The 23,413-nt window shown below is 44.5% G+C and carries 27 protein-coding genes and 3 pseudogenes; 8 read left to right on the top strand and 22 right to left on the bottom strand.

What is annotated here, in order from left to right:
* Positions 1 to 3: 3 nt before the first annotated feature.
* The 4 genes from ONZ52_RS08890 to ONZ52_RS08875 form a co-directional block, all read right to left on the bottom strand.
* Positions 4 to 462 carry a tripartite tricarboxylate transporter TctB family protein gene (locus tag ONZ52_RS08890; protein WP_265219376.1) on the bottom strand — a complete coding sequence of 153 codons (459 nt, stop codon included), beginning with the start codon at positions 460 to 462 and terminating at the stop codon, positions 4 to 6.
* A gap of 60 nt (positions 463 to 522) precedes the next feature.
* A complete protein-coding gene (locus ONZ52_RS08885; protein WP_265218273.1) occupies positions 523 to 1,476 on the bottom strand; it encodes a Bug family tripartite tricarboxylate transporter substrate binding protein in 954 nt (317 codons plus the stop codon).
* A 126-nt stretch (positions 1,477 to 1,602) separates the two neighbouring features.
* Positions 1,603 to 2,280 carry an RraA family protein gene (locus ONZ52_RS08880; RefSeq protein ID WP_265218272.1) on the bottom strand — a complete coding sequence of 226 codons (678 nt, stop codon included), beginning with the start codon at positions 2,278 to 2,280 and terminating at the stop codon, positions 1,603 to 1,605.
* A gap of 3 nt (positions 2,281 to 2,283) precedes the next feature.
* Positions 2,284 to 3,297 (bottom strand): hydroxyacid dehydrogenase, encoded by a 1,014-nt coding sequence (locus ONZ52_RS08875; RefSeq protein WP_265218271.1) that lies wholly within the window; start codon positions 3,295 to 3,297, stop codon positions 2,284 to 2,286.
* Positions 3,298 to 3,447: 150 nt separating this feature from the next.
* Between ONZ52_RS08875 and ONZ52_RS08870 the strand changes: the two genes are divergently transcribed.
* The gene (locus ONZ52_RS08870) at positions 3,448 to 4,347 is read left to right on the top strand and encodes a LysR family transcriptional regulator (RefSeq protein ID WP_265218270.1); all 900 of its coding nucleotides are present in this window, start codon (positions 3,448 to 3,450) and stop codon (positions 4,345 to 4,347) included.
* Between the two features lie 63 nt (positions 4,348 to 4,410).
* Here the strand turns inward: ONZ52_RS08870 and ONZ52_RS25355 are convergent, their stop codons facing one another.
* The 8 genes and pseudogenes from ONZ52_RS25355 to ONZ52_RS08835 all read right to left on the bottom strand — a co-directional run bounded on the left by ONZ52_RS25355 (position 4,411) and on the right by ONZ52_RS08835 (position 10,340).
* The gene (locus ONZ52_RS25355; protein WP_428981173.1) at positions 4,411 to 4,839 is read right to left on the bottom strand and encodes a tripartite tricarboxylate transporter substrate-binding protein; all 429 of its coding nucleotides are present in this window, start codon (positions 4,837 to 4,839) and stop codon (positions 4,411 to 4,413) included.
* Positions 4,830 to 5,375, bottom strand: coding sequence for a Bug family tripartite tricarboxylate transporter substrate binding protein (locus tag ONZ52_RS25350; protein ID WP_418138343.1), 546 nt, complete (start codon positions 5,373 to 5,375; stop codon positions 4,830 to 4,832). Before ONZ52_RS25350 ends, ONZ52_RS25355 begins: the two co-directional genes overlap by 10 nt.
* Positions 5,376 to 5,476: 101 nt before the next feature.
* Complete coding sequence (locus ONZ52_RS08860; protein WP_265218269.1) at positions 5,477 to 6,574, bottom strand: amidohydrolase family protein; 1,098 nt, start codon at positions 6,572 to 6,574, stop codon at positions 5,477 to 5,479.
* A gap of 35 nt (positions 6,575 to 6,609) precedes the next feature.
* Positions 6,610 to 7,407, bottom strand: coding sequence for an amidohydrolase family protein (locus ONZ52_RS08855; RefSeq protein WP_265218268.1), 798 nt, complete (start codon positions 7,405 to 7,407; stop codon positions 6,610 to 6,612).
* Positions 7,400 to 7,993: pseudogene (locus tag ONZ52_RS08850) on the bottom strand (tripartite tricarboxylate transporter permease); the annotation flags it as partial. The gene ONZ52_RS08855 and the pseudogene ONZ52_RS08850, both read right to left, overlap by 8 nt.
* A 40-nt stretch (positions 7,994 to 8,033) precedes the next feature.
* Positions 8,034 to 8,900 carry a tripartite tricarboxylate transporter permease gene (locus ONZ52_RS08845; protein WP_265218267.1) on the bottom strand — a complete coding sequence of 289 codons (867 nt, stop codon included), beginning with the start codon at positions 8,898 to 8,900 and terminating at the stop codon, positions 8,034 to 8,036.
* Between the two features lie 24 nt (positions 8,901 to 8,924).
* Entirely contained in the window at positions 8,925 to 9,167 is a 243-nt protein-coding gene (locus tag ONZ52_RS08840; RefSeq protein WP_265218266.1) for a hypothetical protein, read from the bottom strand.
* Between the two features lie 219 nt (positions 9,168 to 9,386).
* Positions 9,387 to 10,340 carry a tripartite tricarboxylate transporter substrate binding protein gene (locus ONZ52_RS08835; RefSeq protein ID WP_265218265.1) on the bottom strand — a complete coding sequence of 318 codons (954 nt, stop codon included), beginning with the start codon at positions 10,338 to 10,340 and terminating at the stop codon, positions 9,387 to 9,389.
* A 125-nt stretch (positions 10,341 to 10,465) separates the two neighbouring features.
* On the opposite strand from ONZ52_RS08835, the gene ONZ52_RS08830 reads away from it, so the two are divergent.
* Positions 10,466 to 11,413 (top strand): LysR family transcriptional regulator, encoded by a 948-nt coding sequence (locus tag ONZ52_RS08830; protein WP_265218264.1) that lies wholly within the window; start codon positions 10,466 to 10,468, stop codon positions 11,411 to 11,413.
* A gap of 39 nt (positions 11,414 to 11,452) precedes the next feature.
* On the opposite strand, the gene ONZ52_RS08825 is transcribed toward ONZ52_RS08830, so the two are convergent.
* Positions 11,453 to 12,883 carry a ribonuclease J gene (locus ONZ52_RS08825; RefSeq protein ID WP_265218263.1) on the bottom strand — a complete coding sequence of 477 codons (1,431 nt, stop codon included), beginning with the start codon at positions 12,881 to 12,883 and terminating at the stop codon, positions 11,453 to 11,455.
* A gap of 60 nt (positions 12,884 to 12,943) precedes the next feature.
* On the opposite strand from ONZ52_RS08825, the gene ONZ52_RS08820 reads away from it, so the two are divergent.
* Positions 12,944 to 13,876 (top strand): hypothetical protein, encoded by a 933-nt coding sequence (locus tag ONZ52_RS08820; RefSeq protein ID WP_265218262.1) that lies wholly within the window; start codon positions 12,944 to 12,946, stop codon positions 13,874 to 13,876.
* 10 nt (positions 13,877 to 13,886) lie between these two features.
* On the opposite strand, the gene ONZ52_RS08815 is transcribed toward ONZ52_RS08820, so the two are convergent.
* A complete protein-coding gene (locus ONZ52_RS08815) occupies positions 13,887 to 14,264 on the bottom strand; it encodes a DUF4870 family protein (RefSeq protein ID WP_265218261.1) in 378 nt (125 codons plus the stop codon).
* Between the two features lie 165 nt (positions 14,265 to 14,429).
* Between ONZ52_RS08815 and ONZ52_RS08810 the strand changes: the two genes are divergently transcribed.
* From ONZ52_RS08810 to ONZ52_RS08800, 5 genes and pseudogenes are all read left to right on the top strand, one after another.
* Positions 14,430 to 14,906: an NYN domain-containing protein gene (locus tag ONZ52_RS08810; RefSeq protein ID WP_265218260.1), complete on the top strand. Its 477-nt coding sequence runs from the start codon at positions 14,430 to 14,432 to the stop codon at positions 14,904 to 14,906.
* An 81-nt stretch (positions 14,907 to 14,987) separates the two neighbouring features.
* Positions 14,988 to 15,437, top strand: a pseudogene (locus ONZ52_RS25030) (GGDEF domain-containing protein); the annotation flags it as partial.
* 65 nt (positions 15,438 to 15,502) lie between these two features.
* Positions 15,503 to 16,036, top strand: a complete 534-nt coding sequence (locus ONZ52_RS08805; protein ID WP_265219374.1) for a GGDEF domain-containing protein — start codon at positions 15,503 to 15,505, stop codon at positions 16,034 to 16,036.
* A gap of 37 nt (positions 16,037 to 16,073) precedes the next feature.
* Positions 16,074 to 16,304, top strand: a pseudogene (locus ONZ52_RS25345) (hypothetical protein); the annotation flags it as partial.
* Positions 16,305 to 16,350: 46 nt separating this feature from the next.
* The gene (locus ONZ52_RS08800) at positions 16,351 to 17,073 is read left to right on the top strand and encodes a GGDEF domain-containing protein (protein WP_265218259.1); all 723 of its coding nucleotides are present in this window, start codon (positions 16,351 to 16,353) and stop codon (positions 17,071 to 17,073) included.
* Here the strand turns inward: ONZ52_RS08800 and ONZ52_RS08795 are convergent.
* From ONZ52_RS08795 to ONZ52_RS08760, 8 genes are all read right to left on the bottom strand, one after another.
* Positions 17,070 to 17,288, bottom strand: a complete 219-nt coding sequence (locus tag ONZ52_RS08795) for a VF530 family protein (protein WP_265218258.1) — start codon at positions 17,286 to 17,288, stop codon at positions 17,070 to 17,072. The genes ONZ52_RS08800 and ONZ52_RS08795 overlap by 4 nt on opposite strands.
* A gap of 75 nt (positions 17,289 to 17,363) precedes the next feature.
* Positions 17,364 to 18,500: a Gfo/Idh/MocA family protein gene (locus ONZ52_RS08790; protein ID WP_265218257.1), complete on the bottom strand. Its 1,137-nt coding sequence runs from the start codon at positions 18,498 to 18,500 to the stop codon at positions 17,364 to 17,366.
* A gap of 4 nt (positions 18,501 to 18,504) precedes the next feature.
* On the bottom strand, positions 18,505 to 19,560 hold the full coding sequence (locus ONZ52_RS08785; protein WP_265218256.1) for a sugar phosphate isomerase/epimerase family protein: 1,056 nt from the start codon (positions 19,558 to 19,560) through the stop codon (positions 18,505 to 18,507).
* A 9-nt stretch (positions 19,561 to 19,569) separates the two neighbouring features.
* Entirely contained in the window at positions 19,570 to 20,709 is a 1,140-nt protein-coding gene (locus ONZ52_RS08780) for a Gfo/Idh/MocA family protein (RefSeq protein ID WP_265218255.1), read from the bottom strand.
* Positions 20,706 to 21,470: a sugar phosphate isomerase/epimerase family protein gene (locus ONZ52_RS08775; protein ID WP_265218254.1), complete on the bottom strand. Its 765-nt coding sequence runs from the start codon at positions 21,468 to 21,470 to the stop codon at positions 20,706 to 20,708. The genes ONZ52_RS08780 and ONZ52_RS08775 overlap by 4 nt, the downstream gene beginning before the upstream one ends.
* Positions 21,471 to 21,509: 39 nt before the next feature.
* Complete coding sequence (locus ONZ52_RS08770) at positions 21,510 to 21,728, bottom strand: TOBE domain-containing protein (RefSeq protein WP_265218253.1); 219 nt, start codon at positions 21,726 to 21,728, stop codon at positions 21,510 to 21,512.
* Complete coding sequence (locus tag ONZ52_RS08765) at positions 21,715 to 22,584, bottom strand: ABC transporter ATP-binding protein (RefSeq protein ID WP_265218252.1); 870 nt, start codon at positions 22,582 to 22,584, stop codon at positions 21,715 to 21,717. Before ONZ52_RS08765 ends, ONZ52_RS08770 begins: the two co-directional genes overlap by 14 nt.
* 3 nt (positions 22,585 to 22,587) lie before the next feature.
* Complete coding sequence (locus ONZ52_RS08760) at positions 22,588 to 23,307, bottom strand: carbohydrate ABC transporter permease (protein WP_265218251.1); 720 nt, start codon at positions 23,305 to 23,307, stop codon at positions 22,588 to 22,590.
* Between the last annotated feature and the right edge of the window lie 106 nt (positions 23,308 to 23,413).

Below are 23,413 nucleotides of genomic sequence, written 5' to 3'. Positions count from 1 at the left end.
CCTCTACCAAATGGAGCCCATAGGAAAATCTTTAGCCATCGCCATGCCAAAGATTAAATAAATACCGGCTACAACGATCACATCAGCAACCACCAAAACTTTTAGACTTCGACAACCAAAAAGATACGCTGCCACAGGAACAAAAATAGCGGTAGCGAAATAAAATCCGAAAAGATCGACACTGACGACGAATACAAAAACCGATAGTAGTGCACCAAATACACGTCCTGGGGATTGAAGAGCAGGTTTAGTAAGCGCTTTATTCGTTCTAGCCTTTTTAATATCTGTTATAACTAAAATAACCGACAACACCATCAGCGCAATAAGCATAGCAACGGGTAACAAGGAAGCATTACCTGTCAGTTCCAACGCTGGAAGGAGGAACGCAGCTGATGCGATAAAAATGCAAAATGCAATTACTATCATCGGCCGCAACAATGGATTTGTATTGTTATTATTCATCACAAGCCACTACCTATTAGGTAAATTATGGTGCGGAGGCAATCCTCCGCACTCTGTACGTTATTTCCAAGGCGTGGTTTCCCACACTTGTTTCGCCAATTTATACAATTCATCATTTAACTGTTTAAAATCAGATCCGATAGACGCCTCAACAGGGTTCGCGGTTGCCTTCATTTTCGCCAACAATTCAGGATCGTTAGCGGCACGGTTAAACGCCTCTAGAAGTTTTAACTCTACCTCTTTTGGTAAACCTGCCGGTGCAACAAAACCACGCAATGCGCCGTTGAAAAACTCCACGCCTTGTTCTTTAAAGGTTTCAACATCTGGAGCAAATTCAGAACGTTTTGCCTGAGCAACACCAATAACATTCAACTCATCTTTAAAAGCCGCCACTTCAGAAATATTCAAAACGGCAGCCGCAACATGTCCACCCATTACCGCGGTACGTGCTCCAGAAGAGCCTTTAAAAGGAATGATGGTGTATTCTGTATCGGTGATATTTTGAAACTTAGTTAGACCAAGATGATCATCACCCCCTAGACTTGACATGCCAACGGTAATAGATTTAGGCGCTTTTTTAGCCGCTTCGATAAATTCATTGGCATTGGTAATCCCAGATTTTTTAGACGTCACGATAACGTTTGGATCGCTAACGATATTGGCAAGGTAAGTAAAACTGTCTACTGAATATTTAGCCTCTCTATCTAATGTGCGCGCCATCATACCTGGAAGATTATACGTACCTATGGTGTAACCATCTGGATCTGAATGTGCGACTTCGGTAATACCAATCTGTCCACTAGCACCAGGAACGTTTTTAACGACAATACTGGCATCATTTCCAAGATATTTTTCAATGTACGGGGCAATATTACGGGCCATCACATCAGTGCCACCACCCGCAGAAAAACCAACGATTAATGTGATAGGTTTTTCTGGGTAATCAGCCAATGCAGCACCCGATGCGAATAACAATGCACCCATAAGCGCAACTTTCTTTTTATAATTGAACATGCGTCTTCTCCGAGATTTATAAATTTAATTAGGAGCGATCCCCCTGTATGTTTGAACCTCGACTAAAGTTCAAACACGTCGATAACCAGCCATTTAAATACAAACGACTGGCTAAATACTTGCTGCTTATTCTGGGAATTTGCAGCCTTTTTCTTTTAGAGCAACATCAACCCAGCTACGATCATTCGTACCCGCTTTGATTGCGGCCATTTGCTTCACTTCTTTGTCTTGTTTTTCCATTGTGCTGGCTAGAATCGCTTCAGCGTGCTCAAGTGGCACCGCTAAAACACCATCACAATCACCAATCACGATGTCGCCTGGGTTAATTACCATGCCATCAATACTGATCGGCACATTGATTTCGCCAGGACCATCTTTGTACGGCCCACGGTGGGTTACACCTGCTGCGAATGTAGGTAGGTTGGTTGCCACGAAAGCATCCAAATCACGAATAGCACCGTTCAAAACAAAACCAGCAACACCACGGTTAATGGCATGTGCCAACATAAGTTCACCCATTAAGGCATTACTTAAATCACCACCCGCATCCACAACAATCACATCACCTGGTTCTGCCATATCAATGGCTTTATGCAGCATCAAGTTATCGCCAGGACGAGATTTGACCGTAATTGCGGAACCAATCATGGCACCAGACGCGTGCATTGGACGAAGTGTCGGACCCGCCGCAAAAACACGATTCATTGAGTCTGAAACGTTTGCTACAGGAAGGCCTGTAAAGGCTTTAATCATTTCCTCTGACGCTTTGCGTTGGCGTTTTAATATTTGAAAACCAATGGACATTTTTTATTCTCCTTGCTGCACAAACTGTGCTGGGTCTGCTAACAATTTGCGGTTAATAATGCGATGTGCAGGTAGGCGCTCACCTTCAACAATAGCCACGACACCAGCAACGGCATCTTCACTGACACGAGTACTACCTTCCGTGGTTACGCCACCAATATGTGGGGTCACAACTATAGTGTCTTCTTTTAGGAATGGGTGATCAGCTGTTGGTGGCTCTACCGCAAAGGTATCAAGTCCTGCACCAGCAAGATGACCTGATTGAATGGCTACAACTAAGGCCGCTTCATCAATCAAACCACCACGAGCGGTATTCACGATGTAACTGCCCTTTGGCATACGAGCAATATTTTCGGCATTAATAATCTCGCGAGTTTGCTCGGTTAGAGGGCAATGTAGACTTAACACATGGCTCTTCGCCAACAAAGCTTCGATACTGTCGCAACGAGTAACGCCATACTCTGCAAACACGGTATCACTCGCGTATGGGTCATAACCAAATAAGTTCAAACCAAAGCCTTTCGCCATTTTGGCTGTCGCTTGAGCAATCGCTCCCATGCCGAACAAGCCCATGTTTTTATTCGCCAGCTCAACCCCAGAGAACCCAGGCTTTTCCCAGCGGCCAGCACGAAGACTACTATCAAGAGACAACACGCGTTTAACGGTAGAAAACATTAAGGCGATGGTATGTTCAGCTACCGATACGGCATTTGCCCCCGTTGCCACCACTACAGGAATGTTGCGTTGCGCAGCGGCTTCAATATCGATGTTGTCTACACCGACACCATGTTTGGCAATGACTTTTAAGTGAGGAAGACCCGCATCGAGAGTATCAGCATCTAGTCGTCCCATCCGGGAGATAATACCGACCGCTTGCGTTTCACGGAGTAGACCAGCAATCACTTCGCTGTCCGCATAAGGAGGAGTATGAATAGGGCTATAACCCTTTTCCTCTAAAAATTTTATCGCACTAGGCGCCAAGCTAGGACCTGTAACAAGAATATTTTTCTTTGTCATATTGTTTTTATCATCGTATAGAAAAGCTATTAGAGAAAACGTCAGAACGTTATGTAAAAACGCTTTAAAATTTATACAAATAGACTACAAAAAAGATTTGCTTTAATATATCGAATAATTATTTACATTTAATAAAGATTTTCTTTATATATGAACACAAGACATCTGAAAACTTTGCTTGCTATCCACAAGTACGGCACTTTTTCTCAAGCTGCAGAGAAAGTAAATTTGACGGCCGCGGCGGTTGGACAACAAGTTGTTTCTTTAGAACAAGAACTTAGAACAGAGTTATTTGATCGAAGCACTCGGCCACCCACTTTCACACCACAAGGCTTGCAAGTGGTTGAGATGGCAAACAAGATCATACGATTGGAAGAGGACACTAAACTCTCTTTACGAGGAGATTTAATCTCTGGGACCTTGATGATTGGCTCTGTGCGCTCAAGCGCGGTCAATGTCGTACCGGGTGCTATGGTCAAAATGCGTTCAAAATACCCAGATTTAAAAACAAACCTGCGTATCGGACTGTCTTCACAATTAGTGTCGGATGTGGCATCAGGACATTTGGACGCCGCTATCATCGCTGAGCACATTAGCATTCCTCAGCATTTAAATTGGCAACCATTTTTAGATGAACCGCTTTGGGTGGTTTTACCAGAAGACATGGAAGTACTTCCACTGAAAGAAATGCTCAATGAGTACCCTTTCATTCGCTTTAAAAGCGCCGTTCCCTTAGCAAATGTGATTGATACGGAACTTTCATCTTTGGGAGTCATTACCAGTGATGTCGCAGAAGTGGATACTATCAATGCTCTCATAACCTGTGTTCGTAGCGGCTTAGGCATCACCATTGTTCCACATATGTTTCTTCAGGAACCAGAAATGGCCAGCCTAAAAAAAATTGAGTTTGGCTCCCCTCAGATTTCACGAAAAATAGGCATTGTGGAGCGCATCAATAACCCTCGAAAAGTTATTATCGAAGAATTACACAATCATCTAGCCGAACAGTGCGGCTCGCATGGCATTCCTCGAGTCAAAGGGACAGCTTAAAAAAGAGCTGAATTGCACAACGAGGGCTTTAGATAAAACCCCTCGTCTAGCTTTAACGGTTAATTATTTCCAAGGCGTTTCTTGCCAAATCTTTTTAGCGATTTCATTTTGCTCTTGCGCTAAAAATTCATAAGCAACACCACTATTGTACTGAACAGGCGTGCCGCGGTTCTTCATATCCTCAAGAAAATCAGGGTCCTCTGAAAGTTTATCAAGCGCTACTTTTAACTTTTTCAGGGTAGCTTCTGGTAAACCAGCAGGAGCTACCAAGCCACGGTACGACCCCATGACCACGTTGTAACCAAGTTCCTTAGCTGTTGGAACATTTGGTGCTTGAGGCAAACGCTTATCAGACAGGATTGCCAATACACGTAGCTCGTCATCAAAACCCACCGTTTGACTAAATGCCATGGTTCCCATATCCACATGCTCACCCATGATCGAAGTACGAGCCATGGCGGCCCCTTTAAAAGGAACATGTGTTAACTTAATGTTAGCAGCTTTAGCAAATTGGATTGCTGAAAAATGATCGTTCCCCCCAATGCGGCCAAGCCGACTGTCATCGCCCCCTGCTTTTTCTGCGCAACTTGAATTAACTGCTCAACCGAAGTGATGCCAGAGTCTTTACTAACCACCAAGGTATTAGGGTCGGAGACAAGATTCGCCAACCAAGTAAAACTGTCAGCATTGTAATCAGCCTTGCGGTCATAGGTTAGAGCCAATGCCGCCGGTAGATTCATCGTACTCAAGGTATAACCATCGGCATCTGCTGTCGCCACTTTTGTGAAACCGATTTGACCACCTGCACCAGGGTAATTTTTCACCACCAATGCCGCGTCTTTGCCAAGATAACTCTCCAAATGCGTAGCAATGGTTCGTGCCATGACATCGGTTCCACCGCCAGCAGAATAGCCCACCATCACTTCCACCGATTTTTCAGGGTATTCGCTCGCAACACTCAAAGATGCAGAGAGCGAGGTGGCCAATACTATTGCAGAGATTATTGAGGTTGGTTTCCGTTTTTTCATTTTTCACCTTTTAGATTTATTTTATGTGAATAACTAGGCTATAAATGACTTCATTCACGCCTTTTTTTGCAGTTTTACCTTGTTACAAAACACTTTTTGAGTCACTTTTCCCTATCGATTTGATACAGGCGACTTGCCGTTGCATGAAACACTTGATCGCGATCTTGAGCAGTCCAGTATTCAGCTACTCGACAAAATGCATTCCACAGCACGCCATAGGAATAACTGCCTTTATCAACAGGAAAATTACTCTCAAACATACAACGCTCATAACCAAACAGCTCAATACAGGTATTGATATAAGGAGAGATACAACGAGCCAACTCAGCAGAAGTGGGTGGCTGCGATTTTGAGTAGAGTTCGAATCCCATTATCGGCATACCGAACCCACCTAATTTAATAAACACATTAGGGCAATCCGCCAATGCAGTAAGAGCGGCTCGCCAATCAGCAAAGTGGCGCTCTCGATCAAATTGATAAGCTCCAAGACCTAACGGGCCACCCGCATGGTTGATGACAATCCGTAGGTTAGGCAGGGCTTGTGCTAGCCTAGCCACTTCCATCAGCTGGGTTTGATACACCCACAAATCCAATAACAGGCCTCGCTGTACTAACTGCTCCGCCCCTGCAATAAACGCCTTTGTGAGCATAAGCCCTTCGGACACTGGCACAGGGTTGGAGCGAATAACAGGGTCAGGGTGGGCGGCAACTGGCGTTCGCACCCCTTTAAACAAACGCCCTCCGGCCTCTTGCATGGCATCCAATACGGACGCGACTTCTCGCCCTAATAACAAATCAGCACCACCCACAATGGCCGCCGCAACCTTTGTTTTGCCGTAATATCCACTGCGAGCTTGCGCTGCTATGCCACGGACAAATTCCACTTCCCCAACAGGCCTCATCATTTCTGGCCCATCTTGGCGATACATGGAGCGGCATTGCACAAAGACAGAAGCCACCACATTGCGGCCACTAAAACCAATGTCATCCGCGTATTCTTCCAATAAATACCGAAAACCAGAACGATCCCATAGATGATGATGCGCATCGACAATCGCTAATTCAGGAAATAATGGCGCTTCTTCCACTTGTGACAGCCATTCTTTATTAGGATTAGGGTTTGGCGAGTTAACCAACATTCGTTGCTGCCAAGCTTCCAACATTTTGTCTTGATAAGTTGAATTAGAAGAATGAGACATTCGATTCCTTTAAACGCAACCGCGCTTTCAGCTGACTAAAATCGATAAAGCCTTGCTGGATTGCGACTAAAACAGGCAACAAACTGCTCAGTCGTCAGCACATCTTTATAAAAATTCAGCATATCAGTGGTTTTTGGCAAGGGTTCCGCCGTCATCACATGAGGCCAGTCACTGCCCCACAGACAACGTTCCGTATACTGTCCCGCTAAAGTCTGAACGATGGAGGTTAAATCTTGGTAGTGACCAACTTGCTGACTCACCCGAGTCGGCGCCAGCTTGATCCATACGCGCCCCGTATCTAGCAAACGACATAGCTGAATGCGTTGCTCGAGGTTATACGGATCGCAATGTCCAAAATGATCGAGTATGACCGATTGACCAGTAGGAAGCGTGTTCAAAAGTGATCTCAAGCGTTCGTAACGAGCTGGTTCGGTATTAATCTCCACATGCCAATCTACTTCAGCCCCTTTTGCAGCAAGCTCTGGCAAGCGGTCTAGATCATTAATACCAAGCCGTGTCCTATCCTGAATCCTCAGCGCCCGCACTCCGGCATGGGCAAGTGTCTCAAGATCGCCGCTTTGCTCATCAATCATAGCGACACCACGTAACGACAACTGATCGTGATGTAACAGCGTCTCCAGTAACCTAGAATTATCCGTCCCATCGATAGAAGCTTGTATTACCACGGCTCGACCAATGTCTTTTGTGGTTGCCTCTACAATGAAATCAGACAGATCTTTAGCAGGTGCGACATACTTGGAAGATTGGATCACTTCGTCATGACTAAAAACATGCATGTGGCTATCGCATAGGATGAAATCAGCATCAGACATCAGACGATCCTTTTTGAGGCTTATTTTTAAATACTGAAATCGCCACACTGATCACTATACAGATTGTGGTTAAACCAAATATTGATAAAGCAATATTTGAGTGCCAGAAAATATCCAAACTACCATTACTCGTTAGCAATGCCTGACGAACACTCCGTTCAAGAGGTGTACCAAGAATCAAACCTATAAGAAGAGGAGGCAATGGAAAACCACCTCGACGCAATAGGAATCCAACAAAACCTGCCCCTAACATAACCCAAACATCAACTAGACTATTATTCACGGAAAAGGCGCCCAATAAAGCCAATATGGTGATGGTTGGAAACAAATGGCGTGGCTGAATTCGTATTACATGCACGGCAATTTTAAACAGCAACAAACCAAATATAATGGTTGGAATTGAAGACAAGATCAGAGCTTCGAAGATGGCATACACTTCAATCCCATAATCACGGAATAAAAATGGTCCTGGCGCCAACCCTTGCAACATAAAAGCCCCAAGAATAACCGCTGTCACTGCATCACCTGGAATACCCAAAGCCAATGTTGGTATCAGCGCACCACCCGTAACCGCATTATTGGCTGCTTCTGGAGCCGCAACACCTTCGTCCGCCCCTTCACCAAATTTATTCGGTTCCTTTGAACGAGTCTCGTGCTAAGCTATAGCTCATAAATGCAGGTACCGTTGAACCTATCCCAGGCAAAATTCCCACAAAGGTTCCTATTACTGAAGACCAAAGCAAGGTTGCACGCATGCGCCACATATCAATAAAGCGCACCTTGCTTGGCAAGATTTCCGGTATGTCCATGTCCCCTTGATTTGCACTGCGACGCTCAAATAACTTCAGAAACACCTCCGACATAGCAAACAGCCCAACCAATACAGGAATTAGCTGCAAACCGTTCTCCATCGCAAAACTATCAAAGGTAAAACGTGGTGTACCTTCAATTGGGTCTAACCCTACGATGCCAGCAAACACGCCTAGTAACACCATCAAGGCCGCATCTAAACGAACCCCACCACCAAACAAGACAATGACAAGAAGGGCAAAAAACATCAGCGCGGCCATTTCAGCTGGGCCAAAGTTCAAAGCCATGGAGGCAAGTGGCTCCGCCAATACAATCAAAACAAGACAACTAAATATATTGCCCGCTACACTGGCATAAAGCGCAATACGTAAAGCACGTCCGCCCTCACCTCTTTTGGCCATAGCATGGCCATCAATGGCGGTCGCAGCAGAAGAAGGTGTGCCTGGTACATTTAACAAAATAGCAGAGATGGAACCACCAAAGATGGCGCCTTGATAGACTCCAAGTAACAAGGTAATCGCTGGTATGGGAGGCATAGTAAAAGTAACTGGAATCAAAAGAGCTATGGCCATTGTCGGCCCAAGTCCTGGAATCGCGCCAATAATAATACCCGTTACTATTCCGACAACAGCCGCAACCAATACCCAGATATCCATTAATGCATTCAAAGCATCAAGTAACATGTTAAGAAAACTCCACTTACAGGATTATGGTAAAGGAATGATCAGCCCATATTGGGCACCAAAGGTTATGATTGCAGCAATAAGAAGAGGGAGGCCGACACATAGCTTAATATCTCGCTCACCAAGGATAAACGCTGTCACACTAGCGACCACAAATGAGCTAAGTAAAAAACCAACACTCAGCATAAACCATAATACCAAGCTAATAACCCCAACAACAAGAAACACCCGTCCCCATCCAACAAGAGAGCCAATTGGCTCATCCATTTTTTCGCTCTAGCCATGCCTGACAACAAAGCTAAAACCAAAATGAAAACAAGCACGATGCGCGGAAAAACCGCGCATCGAATAAGGAATCACCAAAGCCAAAGACTTGCACTTGTGAATCAAGCAAGCAAAGTCCAACCCCAGCGAAAACAGCTAACATCAGACAAATAAGAGACTGCAATCCACTTCTTGCCAATAGCTTTGACATGTACAAATTCATTACTTCTGACTCAACTCTTTAGCAACTTCACGAAAATTCTCAAGGTTCATCTTAATGGTTTCCCCGAGTTTCTTACCCGTCATCACCCTAACTGGCTGATTTAACTTCGTCATAAACTCTTTAAATTCGTCAGAGTTAGCTACTTTCGTAAACGTCGCTTCAAGCTTGGCTACGATTTTAGGATCTGTTCCAGCTGGTGCCATCACACCAACCACAGACGGAAACTCGACATCATATCCAGCCTCTTTTAGAGTTGGAACGGATGCAAAGTCTGGGTCACGACTATCATCTAACACACCTAACAATCTGAGCTTTGAATCTAAGACCAGATCCCGATAAGCAGGTACTAGTGCCACATCAACATGACCACCAAGCAATGCGGCTGTTGCCGATCCCGCACCGTTAAAAGGGACATGTTTAAGTTTGGCTCTGGTTTCACGGGCAATTAATTCAAAGGACAGATGCGGTCCGCCCATAGCGCCAGCCGTACCATAGCTAATAGATGTGCCAGACTTAGCAGCGGCCATTAATTCATCAAAAGATTGGTACGGACTATCAGCTTGCACTAACACACCATGATATGGGCCTGAGTAATTGAGGATTGGTGTAAAATCTTTAACAGAGTCATAGCCAACAGGACGAACAGCAGGTGTAACAAACAAAGGAGAAGAGGTTGTTGCGATCAGCGTATAACCATCTTTTTTGGCTTTAGTAACAGCACGCATAGCGTTAGTACCACTGCCACCTGGGCGGTTCTCAATAACGATAGGTTGCCCTAATTCGGCTTCCGCCAAACTGGAAAGCTTACGGGCAGAAATATCCGTAGTTCCGCCAGCGCCGTAAGGAACAACCATAGTGATAGGATGTGTTGGATAATCTACAGCATTAGCGCCTAAGGAGACAAACATAGACGAAATGACTGCTCCTGTGAGGACAGTTTTAAGCAATGACATAATGGTGTGACCTTTTTAAACATTATTTTTATAAGTTTAACAGTAAAGAGAAATATCTCTTTAAGCTGTCTTAAAGAATTAATATTAGATATCATCGATAAATACTAATCGTTATTTTTTAATAAATGATAAATATATTTGATCAATTAGATTTACGAGACCTTTATTACTTTCAATGTATTGCGACATTAGGTCATGTTGGCAAGGCCGCTGCTCAGCTCCACAAAACACAACCCGCCTTAACAGAAAGCATTCGTCGCCTAGAAAGAAGCCTAAATACACAACTATTTATTAAAAATGGAAGAAACATAAAACTCAGCCCTTCTGGGGAACTGCTGCTCCTTAGGTCCCACAAAATACTCAACAACGCCAACGATATCGTTAAGGAAATTAAGGAGTTCGATAGTAACGAGCATGGACAAATTAGACTTGGCGTGGTGCCTACCGCAGCACACCACCTCATATTACCGATCACCAAAATACTGACAAAAAACTTTCCTGATGTGCAGTTGAAAGCCGTAATAGGACAAACAGACGTTCTATATGAACAACTAGAAAAACGCGAAATTGATTTAGTGATTGGACTAAACGCTGATTTACACGAAAACTTTGAGTGGATACCTTTCTACCAAGACACCATGGTTGTTGTAGCCAATAGTTCCCACAAAGTATTTCAAGAAAAAGTTAGTTTAAATAAACTCAGTCAGCATAAATGGGTGTTAGCGCCGCCATCTGTTATGAGTAGGCAATGGTTAGACCGAGCCTTTGAATTAAACGGCTTACCCAAACCAGAAGTACAGATTGAAACCAATTTACTCTTGATGATTCCATCCGTCATCATGCAAACAGATCTACTCAGCTTCATATCAAGACGTAATTTAAGCTTTCCAGATACATCAGGACAATACCTAAAAGAAGTCCCAATCAAAGAGCTAAACATGCAAAGGCAATATAATGTCATTAGCCGCAAAGACAGTTACTTATCTCTGCCCGTCAAGAACCTAAAAAATCTATTGGTAGAACAAGGTGCCTCTATTTTCGAAAGCCAAGGCCAGGCAGAAACTTTTTTATAATTGGCACGATATCAGCACGAAAATATAATCAGGCACCTTCTATCTAAGCAATGCAATACGTCCCACTTTTACTTGCTGACGACGTACACTAACGCTTGGCGCTAGTTGATACAAATCGCCATTGCGACCAACAAGCTGTTGAGGAACATGGCTAAGTCTCGCCACGTCTGCATTGGCGTCCAAATGTTTTGGCTCGCCATGGACTGGAATGGCAATTTGTGGCTGAACCCAAGCATAAAGTTGCTTAAGCTCTTCACGGCATGGATGACCACTTACATGGATCATTAAGTTTGTTTCATGGGCCTGTAATGTGCGTATTTTTCGCCCCTTGAATTGCGCCACTAATCTATCGATCGCTTGTTCATTACCAGGAATACGCATGGCGCTGAAAATCACCAAGTCATCCGCGTCCAAGCTTAGATCAAAACAATTGTCTGCTGCCAAACGATTTAAGGTGGCTCTTGGCTCACCTTGACTTCCAGTCACCACCGCCAATACTTCTTCTTTTGGCAAATAACCAAGATGAGCCGCCTCGATAATAGGCAAGTCATCCGGCCAATGCCCTGTGACACGTGCGGCACTGACCATGTTGGTGAGAGAGCGTCCTATTAAGGCAAGATAACGACCAGTTTCTTTTGCCACGCGACCCAGTGCGACCAAACGTGCCACGTTACTACTGAAACACCCGACTACCACGCGGTTCTTTTCTGCGGCGATGGTGTTTAGCAAGCCATCGTAACAATCACTTTCAGAGGGCGAAAAGCCTTCTTTTAAAGCATTCGTTGAATCACAGACCATGGCAAGAATATTATCTTTAGCCAAGGCTTTAAATGCAGTGGGGGAGAAAGCGTCACCCAACAGGGGCTTTTTATCAATCTTCCAATCCCCTGTATGAAATACCTTGCCCGCTGACGTTGCTATCGTCATACCGAAAGGTTCTGGTATCGAGTGAGTCAGCCCCAACCATTTGACGTTGAATACACCGATTTTTTTGCTCTCATTTTCTGCCACTTCAATAATGGGGACTTGATCCGTTAAGCCCACTTGAACCAATTTACGTCGCAACACTTCGGCCGTAAACGCAGTGGTATAAACGGGACATTTGAAACGTCGCCACAAAAATGGCAAAGCGCCCACATGATCTTCATGGGCGTGCGTAATAACGATGCCAACCAAACGCTCTTTCTGCTCGCTAATAAAACGCGGATCAGCACACACTATTTCGGATGTGCGCAGATCATCAGGGGTCAACGGTTCATTAAATGACACGCCACAATCAACCATTAACCATTGACCATCATGGCCATACAGATTCATGTTCATGCCGATCTCGCCCGTACCACCTAACGGCAGAAACCATAAATCCTCTTGTGAGGGAATCAAAGATGAAATAACGCACTCCTTGTGAATAAATAAGAGTAAATTTTGTCCATGATACGCATTTTCCGTTAGAATCTTGCCTAACGACAAATCACTATCATGGATTGGTTGACCCGCTTCGCCCGTTAACTTTCTGACTGGACTATGACATTGAATAGAACTTCAAAGTTTCAAACTATTTTAGGCAAGTTCCTAACGTATTTTATCTTACTGTCTTGTTTTGCAATACTAGGGCTGTATGCGGTTCAGCGCTTCGGAGCACAATACGCCGAACAAAAAATCCAGGAACAATTAGAACACTCTGGACTGACAGAGTTTGTGCATTATCAGCAAGTCTATTTTAACCCTTTCACTCTAACACCGTCGCTTGAAGGCGTTAAAGTTGGCGCTGAAGATTCACCACTCCTTATCTTCGCGCGTATTTCCTTCAATAGCTACCTTGTTAAACATCCGAACTTAGACATAGATTTTTGGATACAGGAAAGCCCCATTGATAGCCTATCAAGAAAAACGGGCACATTAATGCGTTCAGCAGGAATGAACACGCTATTGGGTAAAGGCTCTTTTTCTTCAACGATTCAAGACGAAGGCATTGTCTCTGAACTCAAACTAGATATAAAGGATGCAGGCAAGCTAACGTTAATGTCTAACATTCGACTTTTAGATCAGCATTTTACGCTATCAGACCTTCGTTCTGACATACTCGCCTCTTTCGCATTGGGTCAACCAGAAGCGCTACCGATTATTTATGGTGAAGCCATTGAATTGCGTTCTTTAGATATAAAATACGAAGAGTCTGGTTTAATCCATCGCTTGTTTTCTCTATCTTCTTCTAATCAAAAAAATCGGATCAACCTAGAAGATGCCTTGCTATTAGCCAGTCAAACCGTAGGATTCGCGCCTGCCAACTCACCAGAAGCCAAACAGATTGCAACGTCTTTACAAACTTTTATAGAGACCCCTAAGCAACTAACCCTGTCTTTGTTGCCTTCTACTCCCACCAGTGTGAAAGAGCTGACCTTATTGGCAAACGAAGGCTCGCTTTATAAAAATAGCCGAATCACCATACAAAGCCACCAATGATTCGCTTAGCTTAAAAGGGATTGAACATGTCACGGTATGACTGATTCGATGTGGCTCTGGCAATCCCTTTTACCATTCTAAAAATCGACCAAACCCAGACAGCAAATAAGATAATGTAACCAATAAAAAATAAGGCGAGTACTACCCCAATAATCCCCCAGAAAATCCCCCACCAAAAAGTACTGATAATATTGGCGTAATGGTCTTCAAACTTTGTGCTGCGAGCGTCGCTTACTTTTACCATGGCCCAGATAGCACCAATCAGCCAAAATATACCAGTAAAGATACCTAACAGCATAAAAATATAAGCGATCACCACATTGCTTTTGGCGTTCTCTTCCCTTGGCGTAAGGGACCCAAACTGATGATCGGGGTCAAATCCAGACATAATGCGTCACTCCGTTATTCAATAAAAATGAGTCTAATGAGCATAGTGGGGATATTTTTAGATTTATCGCCCCTGCCCTATCTCGTTTTATGATTTCTTTTCAATACAAATACTTGTAACGTGTTACTTTCTTCTCTTTTTTACTCATACAGCCATAGGAATACCATGACCAATGTGACTATTTTAGTCGATGTTCAAAATGTCTATTACACAACAAGACAAGCCTTTGGGCGCTCTTTTGACTACAACGCTTTTTGGCAACAGGCGACGGAAGGAAGAAATGTCACTAAAGCCATCGCCTATGCCATAGATAGAGGAGATGACAAACAGCGTCAGTTTCAAAACATTCTTAGAGCCATTGGCTTCGAGGTAAAATTAAAGCCGTTTATCCAGCGCTCTGATGGCTCTGCCAAAGGCGATTGGGATGTGGGTATCGCTATTGATGGCATAGAGTATGGCAAAGATAGTGATGTATTGGTTTTGTTGTCTGGCGATGGCGATTTTGACATTCTTGCTAAAACTCTCAGAGACAAATATCACACCAAAGTCGAAGTGTATGGTGTTGAAATGTTAACTGCGCAATCTTTGATTCATGCTGCCAATGAGTTCACCCCGATCGGTAACAAATTGTTACTTAAATAAATCTAACTCGTCTATATTTTTGAGAGAGAATATGTCGCTCAAAATCCTTTACTGATTATTTTATATGCAGAAAATGGCAATATGACGACTCAAACAAACTTCTTACTGTTGGAAACCAGAGACACCCTGCACAAATGGTTAAGTCTAACCAGTAGCGGTCTCATGTTTTTCTTCTGTTTTCTGAACATTGCCCTGTTAAACCAAATCATCATCGGTATGGTGGATGGTATTTTCGGAGCCTTGAGTCTTTATTTTTTTGCCGCTGCCCACCAAAAAAAGATCGAAAAATGGCACCGTTTTTCACTGATCCTTTCACTGACCGTGACAACATTCTCCACCTTTTACTTGGCTGATTTAAGAGCTGGATCCATCTACTGGCTGCTACTATTACCGCCCTTGTACTGCTTATTAGTTGGAGCCAAACAGGGATTAGTCTTCACCATACTCTTGTCGTTTCCCATACTGATGATGCTATTTGTAAAATCTGAAACAGAAAATTATATTCCATATCGTTCGGTTCTTAACTTCGTACTTGCCTATTTCTTTTCTTATGCCATTTGCTATTTATACGAAACTCAGTACACAAAAAGTAGCTTATTACTCTACAAGATGGCTTTTCAAGACCCTCTAACTGGCACACAAAATCGCCATGCGTTAAAGATTTTTTTGACGGGTTCAATAAACAATCAGACGACTCGTTTCAAACGAAACAAGAAGAAACACGCTTATTAATCCTTGATATCGATCATTTTAAAAGCGTAAACGATGAATTTGGGCATGATATTGGCGACCAAGTATTGGTTGAAATTGCCGAATTACTGCAAGATTGTATTCAAAGCCACAATGTTTATCGTATTGGTGGGGAAGAGTTTCTTATTGTTCTTAAAGGCCATTCCGCTACACAAGCTTTCGACTTTGCCGAGTCCATCCGTAAAAGTGTTGAAAATGCGGTATTTAGGACGTACCAACAAAATATCAAAATCACAGTCAGCATTGGTATCGCTCAGCTTAAAAAAGGACAGACTTTCCGAGAATTTTTACGTACCGCAGATAAAAACCTTTACTCGGCAAAAAATAAAGGGCGTAATTTAGTTCATTATGGATCGATGAGTATTACTGAGGCCATTTAGTGCTTTGTCAATTCTACTTTTTTGAACGAGTCTATCCATGAGTGCTAGGCAGTACCCACACACTTCAGTCCCTCCAGAAGTATTACATAAATGGCTCAGCGCCCTTCTCTGTGCACTGCACAGTGTTTATTTTTTGCTCAATATGCTGTTAATGCAAAAGCTAGACCTTGGGGTTATTCAGCTTTTTGCTGCGCTATTTGGTGGTTATTGTTTTTACGCTTCCTTGAAACAGCAATACAGATCTTGGCATAGATACGCCTTAATGGTGATATTAACCGTTAATATTTTACTCTCAGCATCGATGATGGATCTGGTTGCGGGCTTCTATTTTTTGGTGTATGGCGTTACCCATCTGGTATTACAGTTTATTTGGTTTAAGAAAAGGCTTTTACTTCAGTGCGCTTGTAATGGCGCTATCGGCAGCAATATTGTTTACACGTGCAGACACCAACCTCTACATGCCCTATCGAACTTTGTTTAATTTTAGCTTGGTCTACATTGCCATCTGGCTGGTGTGCCATCTCTACGAAGTACAACGTCGAAAAGTCAGTTCTTTTCTGCACTCTCTTGCCTTACAAGATGCTTTAACGGGAGTGTGTAATCGTCACGCACTCGAAAACGACTTTGCTCTCATCCAAAAGCAGTTTATCCATATACATATGCTACTCATTGACATTGATCGTTTCAAAAACATCAATGACAAATTCGGCCATGATATTGGTGACGCCGTGCTGATCACAGTAGCGAACATCCTTGGCCAATCTAAGCAAGTCCAAGAAGTCTACCGCCTAGGCGGTGAAGAGTTTATTATCTTATTGAAAAACATGGATCATCAACAAGTGAGTGAAGAAGCGGAAAAAATAAGGCAAGCGATCGAGGATGAAACCTTCCATAGCCACCAAGAAGACATCAAGCTTACTGTTAGTATCGGCATCAGTTCACTGCAACCCGAACAGGAGTTCAATGACTTTCTTCGGGCTGCAGACGAAAAACTTTATCAAGCCAAGCGCGAAGGCCGAAACAAAGTGTGCTTCTAATGAAATGTCTCTAGAAAGAGCGCCTCCACTTTGTCTCTCGCCCACGGCGTTTTACGCAAAAACTTCAAACTCGACTTAACCGATGGGTCACTTTTAAAACAATTAATATTGATGCGAATCGCCAGCTCTTCCCAACCATAATGCGCCACTAGATCCGTCACTATCTTCTCCAGTTTCACGCCATGCAAAGGGTTATTTACTTGTGTTCCGACCATATTAATGTGTTCCTATGACTCAATTAGCAATGTAACTGAGAGTATACAGCAAGCTAAGAAAAGCCGCATATAAACCTAATGACCAATCGGAACCCAGAGACCATTGTTTTGGCTCGAATACACACTGGCCGTGATAAAGCGCATGCCGTGCAACCCGGTCGCCAGAGTAGGTAAATGGGGATTAGTCGTGGCGGTCAGCAGTTGCTCGGCAAATTCACAATATAGATTCGCGAACGCCTCTAAATAACCTTCGGGATGACCGGAAGGAATACGCGACACCGACGCCGCCGCGTCACTCAAATAACCATTGCCGCGTCTAAGACGTTGGCTTGGTTCTCCTAACACAGAATATATCAATTCATTCGGCGTCTCCTGATGCCACTCTATCCCCGCTTGATCGCCATAAACCCGTAGCGTCAACGCATTCTCATTGCCAGGTGCGACTTGGCTGGCCCAAAGATGCCCTTTTGCGCCATTTTCAAAACGCAGCAGAATATTCGCTTCATCATCCAACAATCTTCCGTCAACCCAACTGGATAAGTCCGCTAACACTTCTTTTGCCTGTGTATTCGCCACAAAACAGGCTAGCTGATAGGCATGACTACCAATGTCCCCTACACAGCCAGCCAACCCCGCTTGCGCCGGGTCCGAACGCCAAACCGCTTGCTTGTTGCCCGTTTGCTCTAATGAATGCGTTAACCAATCCTGCGCATATTCCACTTGAATAGAACGAATGTTACCTAGCTTGCCTTCTTTCACCATGGCACGTGCTTCGCGCACCATGGGATAGGCAGAATAATTATGAGTTAATAAAAACTGCGCTTGACTTGCTTCTGCCACTTGAGACAACGCTTTTGCCTCAGCAAGGGTTGCTGTGAGAGGTTTATCGCAAATGACATGAATGTCTCGTTGTAGAAACGCCATTGCCACCGGTGCATGCAAATGATTGGGGGTCACAATAGACACCACTTCAATGCCGTCTTCACGCTCGCTTTCTTGTTGCGCCATGGCTTCAAAATCCACGTAGGACCGCGCAATACCAAGCGCCTTGGCCGAACGCTCAGCCTTGTCATGCTGACTCGATAACGCCCCCGCCACCAGCTCATAATGGTCATCTAGACGCGCCGCAAAGCGATGTACTTCACCGATAAATGCCCCTTCACCACCACCTACCATACCAAGACGTAAGCGACGTTTTGTTATTTCACTCATGGTATTACTCCAATCCCAGCATGCGGCGATTCGCTTGCGCGTCAACGCCACTGTCAGCAAAATCATCAAAGGCTTTGTCCGTCACACGGATAATAAAGTCTTGGATATGTTGCGCGCCTTCACGGGCACCGTCTTCAGGATGCTTCAAACAACATTCCCACTCCAATACCGCCCAACCCGCAAAATCATAGGCGGTAAGCTTGGCGAAAATCGCTTTGAAATCCACCTGACCATCACCAATAGAACGAAAACGCCCCGGACGATCGACCCAGTTTTGAAAACCACCATAGACACCGCATTTACCATTCAAATTTAGCTCCGCGTCTTTGACATGGAACATCTTGATGCGCTCATGGTAATGATCAATAAAGGCCAAGTAGTCCAAATGCTGTAGCACGAAATGGCTCGGATCATAGAGAATATTCGCCCTAGGATGATGACCGACTTCCTCTAGAAAACGCTCAAAAGTCACGCCATCGTGAAGGTCTTCACCGGGATGAATTTCATAACAAAGATCCACGCCAGCCGCATCAAAAGCATCTAGAATGGGCTTCCAACGTCGACCCAACTCTGCAAACGCTTCTTTAACTAAGCCCGCTGGGCGCTGTGGCCAAGGGTAAAAATACGGCCATGCTAATGCGCCGGAAAAGGTCGCATGAGCATTAAGACCAAGACGTTTTGACGCCTTAGCGGCCATTTTTAATTGTTCAACGGCCCAAGCCTGTCGAGTTCTCGGATTCCCCCGCACACTCGGATCGGCAAAGCCATCAAACGCTTCGTCATAAGCAGGATGCACTGCCACCAGTTGACCTTGTAAATGCGTTGATAACTCTGATATCACCACGCCATGTTTTGCCGCCGTTGCGATCAGTTCGTTACAATACTCTTGGCTGTTTGCGGCACGTTCTAAATCCATCAGGCGTTTGTCCCAAGTGGGGACTTGTACCCCCTTGTAACCCAAAGAAGCCACCCAGCCACAAATCGTATCGAAACTATTAAAAGGCGCGTCATCACCGACAAACTGCGCCAAAAAAATCGCCGGTCCTTTTATCGTCTTCATAATGTCCTCCTAAAAACAAGCTGCAAGCAAGGCTTTAGCTGCCTCAGGGTCAAGTGCGCGAGGGCGATCACAATGAGTCGTCATATTGATGGCTTGACCGCTCTCACCTGACGCTAAAATAGCCGTCATCACCTCGACACCGTGTAACGCTCGGTCGAGCGAACACATGTGATCGCGACCCATATGAATGGCCATCACCATTTCCGCTAAACCCGCCGTGCGATAATTTGCCTTAGCTAACTCGCCATGGATTTGATTTGGCGTCCCAAATGGGTGATTCCACATTGCCACAGGGGTTTCACGGCCTTCTTGGATCAACGACACTTTCCCACCAAAAAAATTAGGGTCGGGCAAATACATAGAACCCTTGCTGCCATATAACTCCATATGGGAGTGCTGATGAGCGTGCACATCCCAACTGGCACCCAAGGTAATAACCGCGCCATTTTGGAAGGTCAGAATGCCATGAATCGTTGTCGGTGTTTCAACCTCTATCATCTCGCCAGACCTTGGCTGACTGGTGATTTTACGTTGCTTACGTGGAATCGACGTTTTGGCAATCACAGACGCTACTGGCCCTAACAGCTGGATCAAATTGGCAATGTAATACGGCCCTAAATCTAAGATTGGGCCACCACCCGCTTTAAAGAAAAAATCCGGGTTAGGATGCCAACTTTCCATGCCTGCACTCATCACATGGCAGGTACCCGAATACACCTCACCAATCTCTCCCCTGTCTAATAAATGTCGAGCAAACTGGTGAGAACCGCCCATAAAGGTATCGGGCGCACTGCCCACTTTGAGTCCTTTTTTTAGTGAAAGCGCTTTCATTTTTTGCCCTTCTTCTAGGCTCAAAACCAAAGGCTTCTCCGAGTAAACATGCTTACTCGCTTCCAGTGCTTGCATACTTACCGCACAGTGCGCAGCTGGAATGGTTAAATTAACAACAATATCAATATCTTCAGACGCTAATAAAGCATCCACACTGCGCGATTCAATGCCATATTTCTGTGCTTTGGCTGCCGCTAATTCAGCGTTTAAATCCGCACAAGCGACTATTTTGAAACCACGAAATTGTGGTGCTAAAGACAAATAACTGTCCGAAATATTGCCACAGCCAATTAGACCGACATTCAAAATGGTTTTCATGCTGCTGCTCCTTTTACTAAGGCTTTTGCACCGCTTAACGCACGAGTGGCAAAACGTGATAAATCGTTAGGGTTATCATGCTCCATCACAAAGGCATTCGCCGGAGTGGAACGCACCACAGGCCACCATTCTTTCCATGGCAAAGTGCCATGAGTAAAATCCGCCCAACCGTCTTCATCTAAACACTCCCCTTCTGGCGCAATGTCTTTTAAATGCACGGCACAAATACGATCTCGATATTTCGTCATCCACTCAACGGGATCTTGCCCACCTTTGACCACCCATGACACATCCATTTCCCATTTGATATTTGGACCACCTTCGAGGATACAAGTCATCGGCAATCTACCATCGGCCAAAGGTTCAAACTCAAAGTGGTGATTGTGCCAAGCAAATTCAAATCCCGCGTTCACCGTTCTTTCTCTGATCGCCTCTAAACGCTGCCCTAATTCAAACCAGCCTTGCGCGCTGTCGGGACGTTTCTCTGGCATGATGAAAGGGCAAATAATGGTGTGCATATTCAAGGTTTTCGCAATGTATAACGCTTGGGCGATGTTGTTTTCCAACATACCCAAATCAAAGTGTCCAGTTGGCATGGTCAGATCATGTTTGGCTAATAAGTGCTTCAACTCATCCAACTGCGCGTATAAACCACCATATCCTTCCACCTGCTGATAACCTGCTTGGTGTAAAAGAGCGAACACGTCATCAAGAGACGGTGTATTGCGAGCGCTGTAAAGCTGAAATGAAAATTCGTTCATGTGTCTTCCTTTTTATTGTTATGTTTACGATTGGTGACGTTAAAGCCGTACTTCACTTTGCTTAGAGAACAGGTGGGCTTTCTTAGGATCGAGATAAATGTCGATGTCAGCGCCCCATGTCAGTTGATGATCGCCATGGACTTTAACGGACCACTTGCGGTTCATAAAATCAAACCACACGATGGTTTCATCGCCCATTGGTTCCAAGATATCTATCGTGGCCGTGGCCAATTGCACATAACCCTCACGGGACTTCAAGCGCCAAATGCTCAGGACGAATGCCTAAATACGCAGACGTGTCGTGATCGCCTTGATCGATAAATTCATAGCCCATTAAGTGAACACGATAATCTTGATAGACAAAATTTTCGCCTACGATGCGGCCTTCCAACAAATTCATGCTTGGCGAGCCAATAAACTGCGCTACAAAGAGATTACAGGGCTTATGGTAAATATTGGCTGGTGTACTCAGTTGCTGAATCTCACCGTCTTTCATAATGGCAATACGATCCGCCAACGTAAGCGCCTCTACTTGATCGTGCGTTACATACACCATGGTGTTTTTTAATTTTTGATGCAGGCGCTTAATTTCTACCCGCAAATCTGCACGCAACTTGGCGTCCAGATTCGACAAAGGCTCATCAAATAAAAACACCTCTACATCTCGCACTAAGGCTCGTCCTATCGCGACACGTTGACGCTGTCCACCCGATAGTTCAGACGGTTTACGCTGCAATAGTGGCTCTATTTGCAGGATTTTCGCCGCACGGTCCACGCGTTGGCGAATCTCCTCTTTCGCCATGCCTTTCACTTTTAGACCAAAGGATAAATTCTTTTCCACGGTCATTTGCGGATACAAGGCATAAGATTGAAACACCATGCCTATACCGCGATCTTTGGGTTCTTCCCAGGTCACATTGCGATCATTAATCCAAATTTGACCGGCCGTAATATCCAATAAACCCGCAATGCAATTGAGCAAGGTGGATTTACCGCAACCGGATGACCCCAAGAGCACCAAAAATTCGCCCTTTTGAATGTCTAGATTTAGATGCTTTAACACATGCGCATCTTGATACTTAAGATCCAATTTTTTAATTGAGACACTGTTCATCACTTACCCCTTAACCGCGCCAGCGGCGATGCCACGCACAAAATATTTACCGGACAACAAGTAAATCGCCAACGGCACGATTGCTGTCAGAATGGTCGCTGCCATGTTCACGTTGTACTCACGCACCCCAAAAGTGGTGGCCACAATGTTGTTCAACTGCACCGTCATTGGTAAATTGTCTCGACCCGCAAAAATCAGCCCCAATAAATAATCATTCCAAATCCCTGTGGTTTGCAGAATCACCGCCACCACGGTCACTGGAATAGAGAGTGGCATCATGATTTGAAAAAAGATCTGCCAAAAGTTTGCCCCATCGACTCGTGCTGCTTTGAACAATTCATCTGGCAACGAGGCAAAGTAATTACGGAACAACAAGGTCATGATCGGCATGCCGAAAATAGTGTGGATCAAAATAATTCCCGTTAATGAACCGTATAACCCTACCTCCCGAAGAAAGATAATCAGCGGAAAAATCACCACCTGAAAAGGCACAAATGCACCAAATAGCAATAAGCCAAACAGCAGGTTTGAACCTTTAAAACGCCAAAACGACAAGGCATAGCCATTAATAGACCCAAGAATGATAGAGATGGCGACGCTCGGAATAGTGATCTTTACCGAGTTCCAAAACCCCGTTTGAATACCATTGCATTCGACACCGGAGCACGCTTCACTCCAAGCTTTTACCCAAGCCGCGAAGCTTGGGTCGCTCCGGTAGCGCAAAAAGCTCTCCTAAACGAATTTCTGGCATGCCTTTTAACGATGTAATCAACATCACGTACAAAGGAATACAAAAGAAAATCGCCGCGCTCACTAAAAACACATACAC

This window comes from Marinomonas rhodophyticola (assembly GCF_026113935.1).
Classification (GTDB): domain Bacteria; phylum Pseudomonadota; class Gammaproteobacteria; order Pseudomonadales; family Marinomonadaceae; genus Marinomonas; species Marinomonas rhodophyticola.
The sequence above is the reverse complement of the archived record's forward strand: the minus strand, read 5'-3'. Positions and strand labels throughout refer to the sequence as shown.

What these genes read in the sequence shown, in the direction of transcription:
- ONZ52_RS08830 (WP_265218264.1), top strand. Translation starts at nt 10,466, where the DNA reads ATGATAAATATATTTGATCAATTAGATTTACGAGACCTTTATTACTTT.
- ONZ52_RS08885 (WP_265218273.1), bottom strand. Translation starts at nt 1,476, where the DNA reads ATGTTCAATTATAAAAAGAAAGTTGCGCTTATGGGTGCATTGTTATTC.
- ONZ52_RS08790 (WP_265218257.1), bottom strand. Translation starts at nt 18,500, where the DNA reads ATGAGTGAAATAACAAAACGTCGCTTACGTCTTGGTATGGTAGGTGGT.
- ONZ52_RS08785 (WP_265218256.1), bottom strand. Translation starts at nt 19,560, where the DNA reads ATGAAGACGATAAAAGGACCGGCGATTTTTTTGGCGCAGTTTGTCGGT.
- ONZ52_RS08775 (WP_265218254.1), bottom strand. Translation starts at nt 21,470, where the DNA reads ATGAACGAATTTTCATTTCAGCTTTACAGCGCTCGCAATACACCGTCT.
- ONZ52_RS08795 (WP_265218258.1), bottom strand. Translation starts at nt 17,288, where the DNA reads ATGGTCGGAACACAAGTAAATAACCCTTTGCATGGCGTGAAACTGGAG.
- ONZ52_RS08880 (WP_265218272.1), bottom strand. Translation starts at nt 2,280, where the DNA reads ATGTCCATTGGTTTTCAAATATTAAAACGCCAACGCAAAGCGTCAGAG.
- ONZ52_RS25350 (WP_418138343.1), bottom strand. Translation starts at nt 5,375, where the DNA reads ATGAAAAAACGGAAACCAACCTCAATAATCTCTGCAATAGTATTGGCC.
- ONZ52_RS08890 (WP_265219376.1), bottom strand. Translation starts at nt 462, where the DNA reads ATGAATAATAACAATACAAATCCATTGTTGCGGCCGATGATAGTAATT.
- ONZ52_RS08815 (WP_265218261.1), bottom strand. Translation starts at nt 14,264, where the DNA reads ATGTCTGGATTTGACCCCGATCATCAGTTTGGGTCCCTTACGCCAAGG.
- ONZ52_RS08875 (WP_265218271.1), bottom strand. Translation starts at nt 3,297, where the DNA reads ATGACAAAGAAAAATATTCTTGTTACAGGTCCTAGCTTGGCGCCTAGT.
- ONZ52_RS08810 (WP_265218260.1), top strand. Translation starts at nt 14,430, where the DNA reads ATGACCAATGTGACTATTTTAGTCGATGTTCAAAATGTCTATTACACA.
- ONZ52_RS08780 (WP_265218255.1), bottom strand. Translation starts at nt 20,709, where the DNA reads ATGAAAACCATTTTGAATGTCGGTCTAATTGGCTGTGGCAATATTTCG.
- ONZ52_RS08835 (WP_265218265.1), bottom strand. Translation starts at nt 10,340, where the DNA reads ATGTCATTGCTTAAAACTGTCCTCACAGGAGCAGTCATTTCGTCTATG.
- ONZ52_RS08870 (WP_265218270.1), top strand. Translation starts at nt 3,448, where the DNA reads ATGAACACAAGACATCTGAAAACTTTGCTTGCTATCCACAAGTACGGC.
- ONZ52_RS08860 (WP_265218269.1), bottom strand. Translation starts at nt 6,574, where the DNA reads ATGTCTCATTCTTCTAATTCAACTTATCAAGACAAAATGTTGGAAGCT.
- ONZ52_RS08845 (WP_265218267.1), bottom strand. Translation starts at nt 8,900, where the DNA reads ATGTTACTTGATGCTTTGAATGCATTAATGGATATCTGGGTATTGGTT.
- ONZ52_RS08765 (WP_265218252.1), bottom strand. Translation starts at nt 22,584, where the DNA reads ATGAACAGTGTCTCAATTAAAAAATTGGATCTTAAGTATCAAGATGCG.
- ONZ52_RS08840 (WP_265218266.1), bottom strand. Translation starts at nt 9,167, where the DNA reads ATGGATGAGCCAATTGGCTCTCTTGTTGGATGGGGACGGGTGTTTCTT.
- ONZ52_RS08855 (WP_265218268.1), bottom strand. Translation starts at nt 7,407, where the DNA reads ATGTCTGATGCTGATTTCATCCTATGCGATAGCCACATGCATGTTTTT.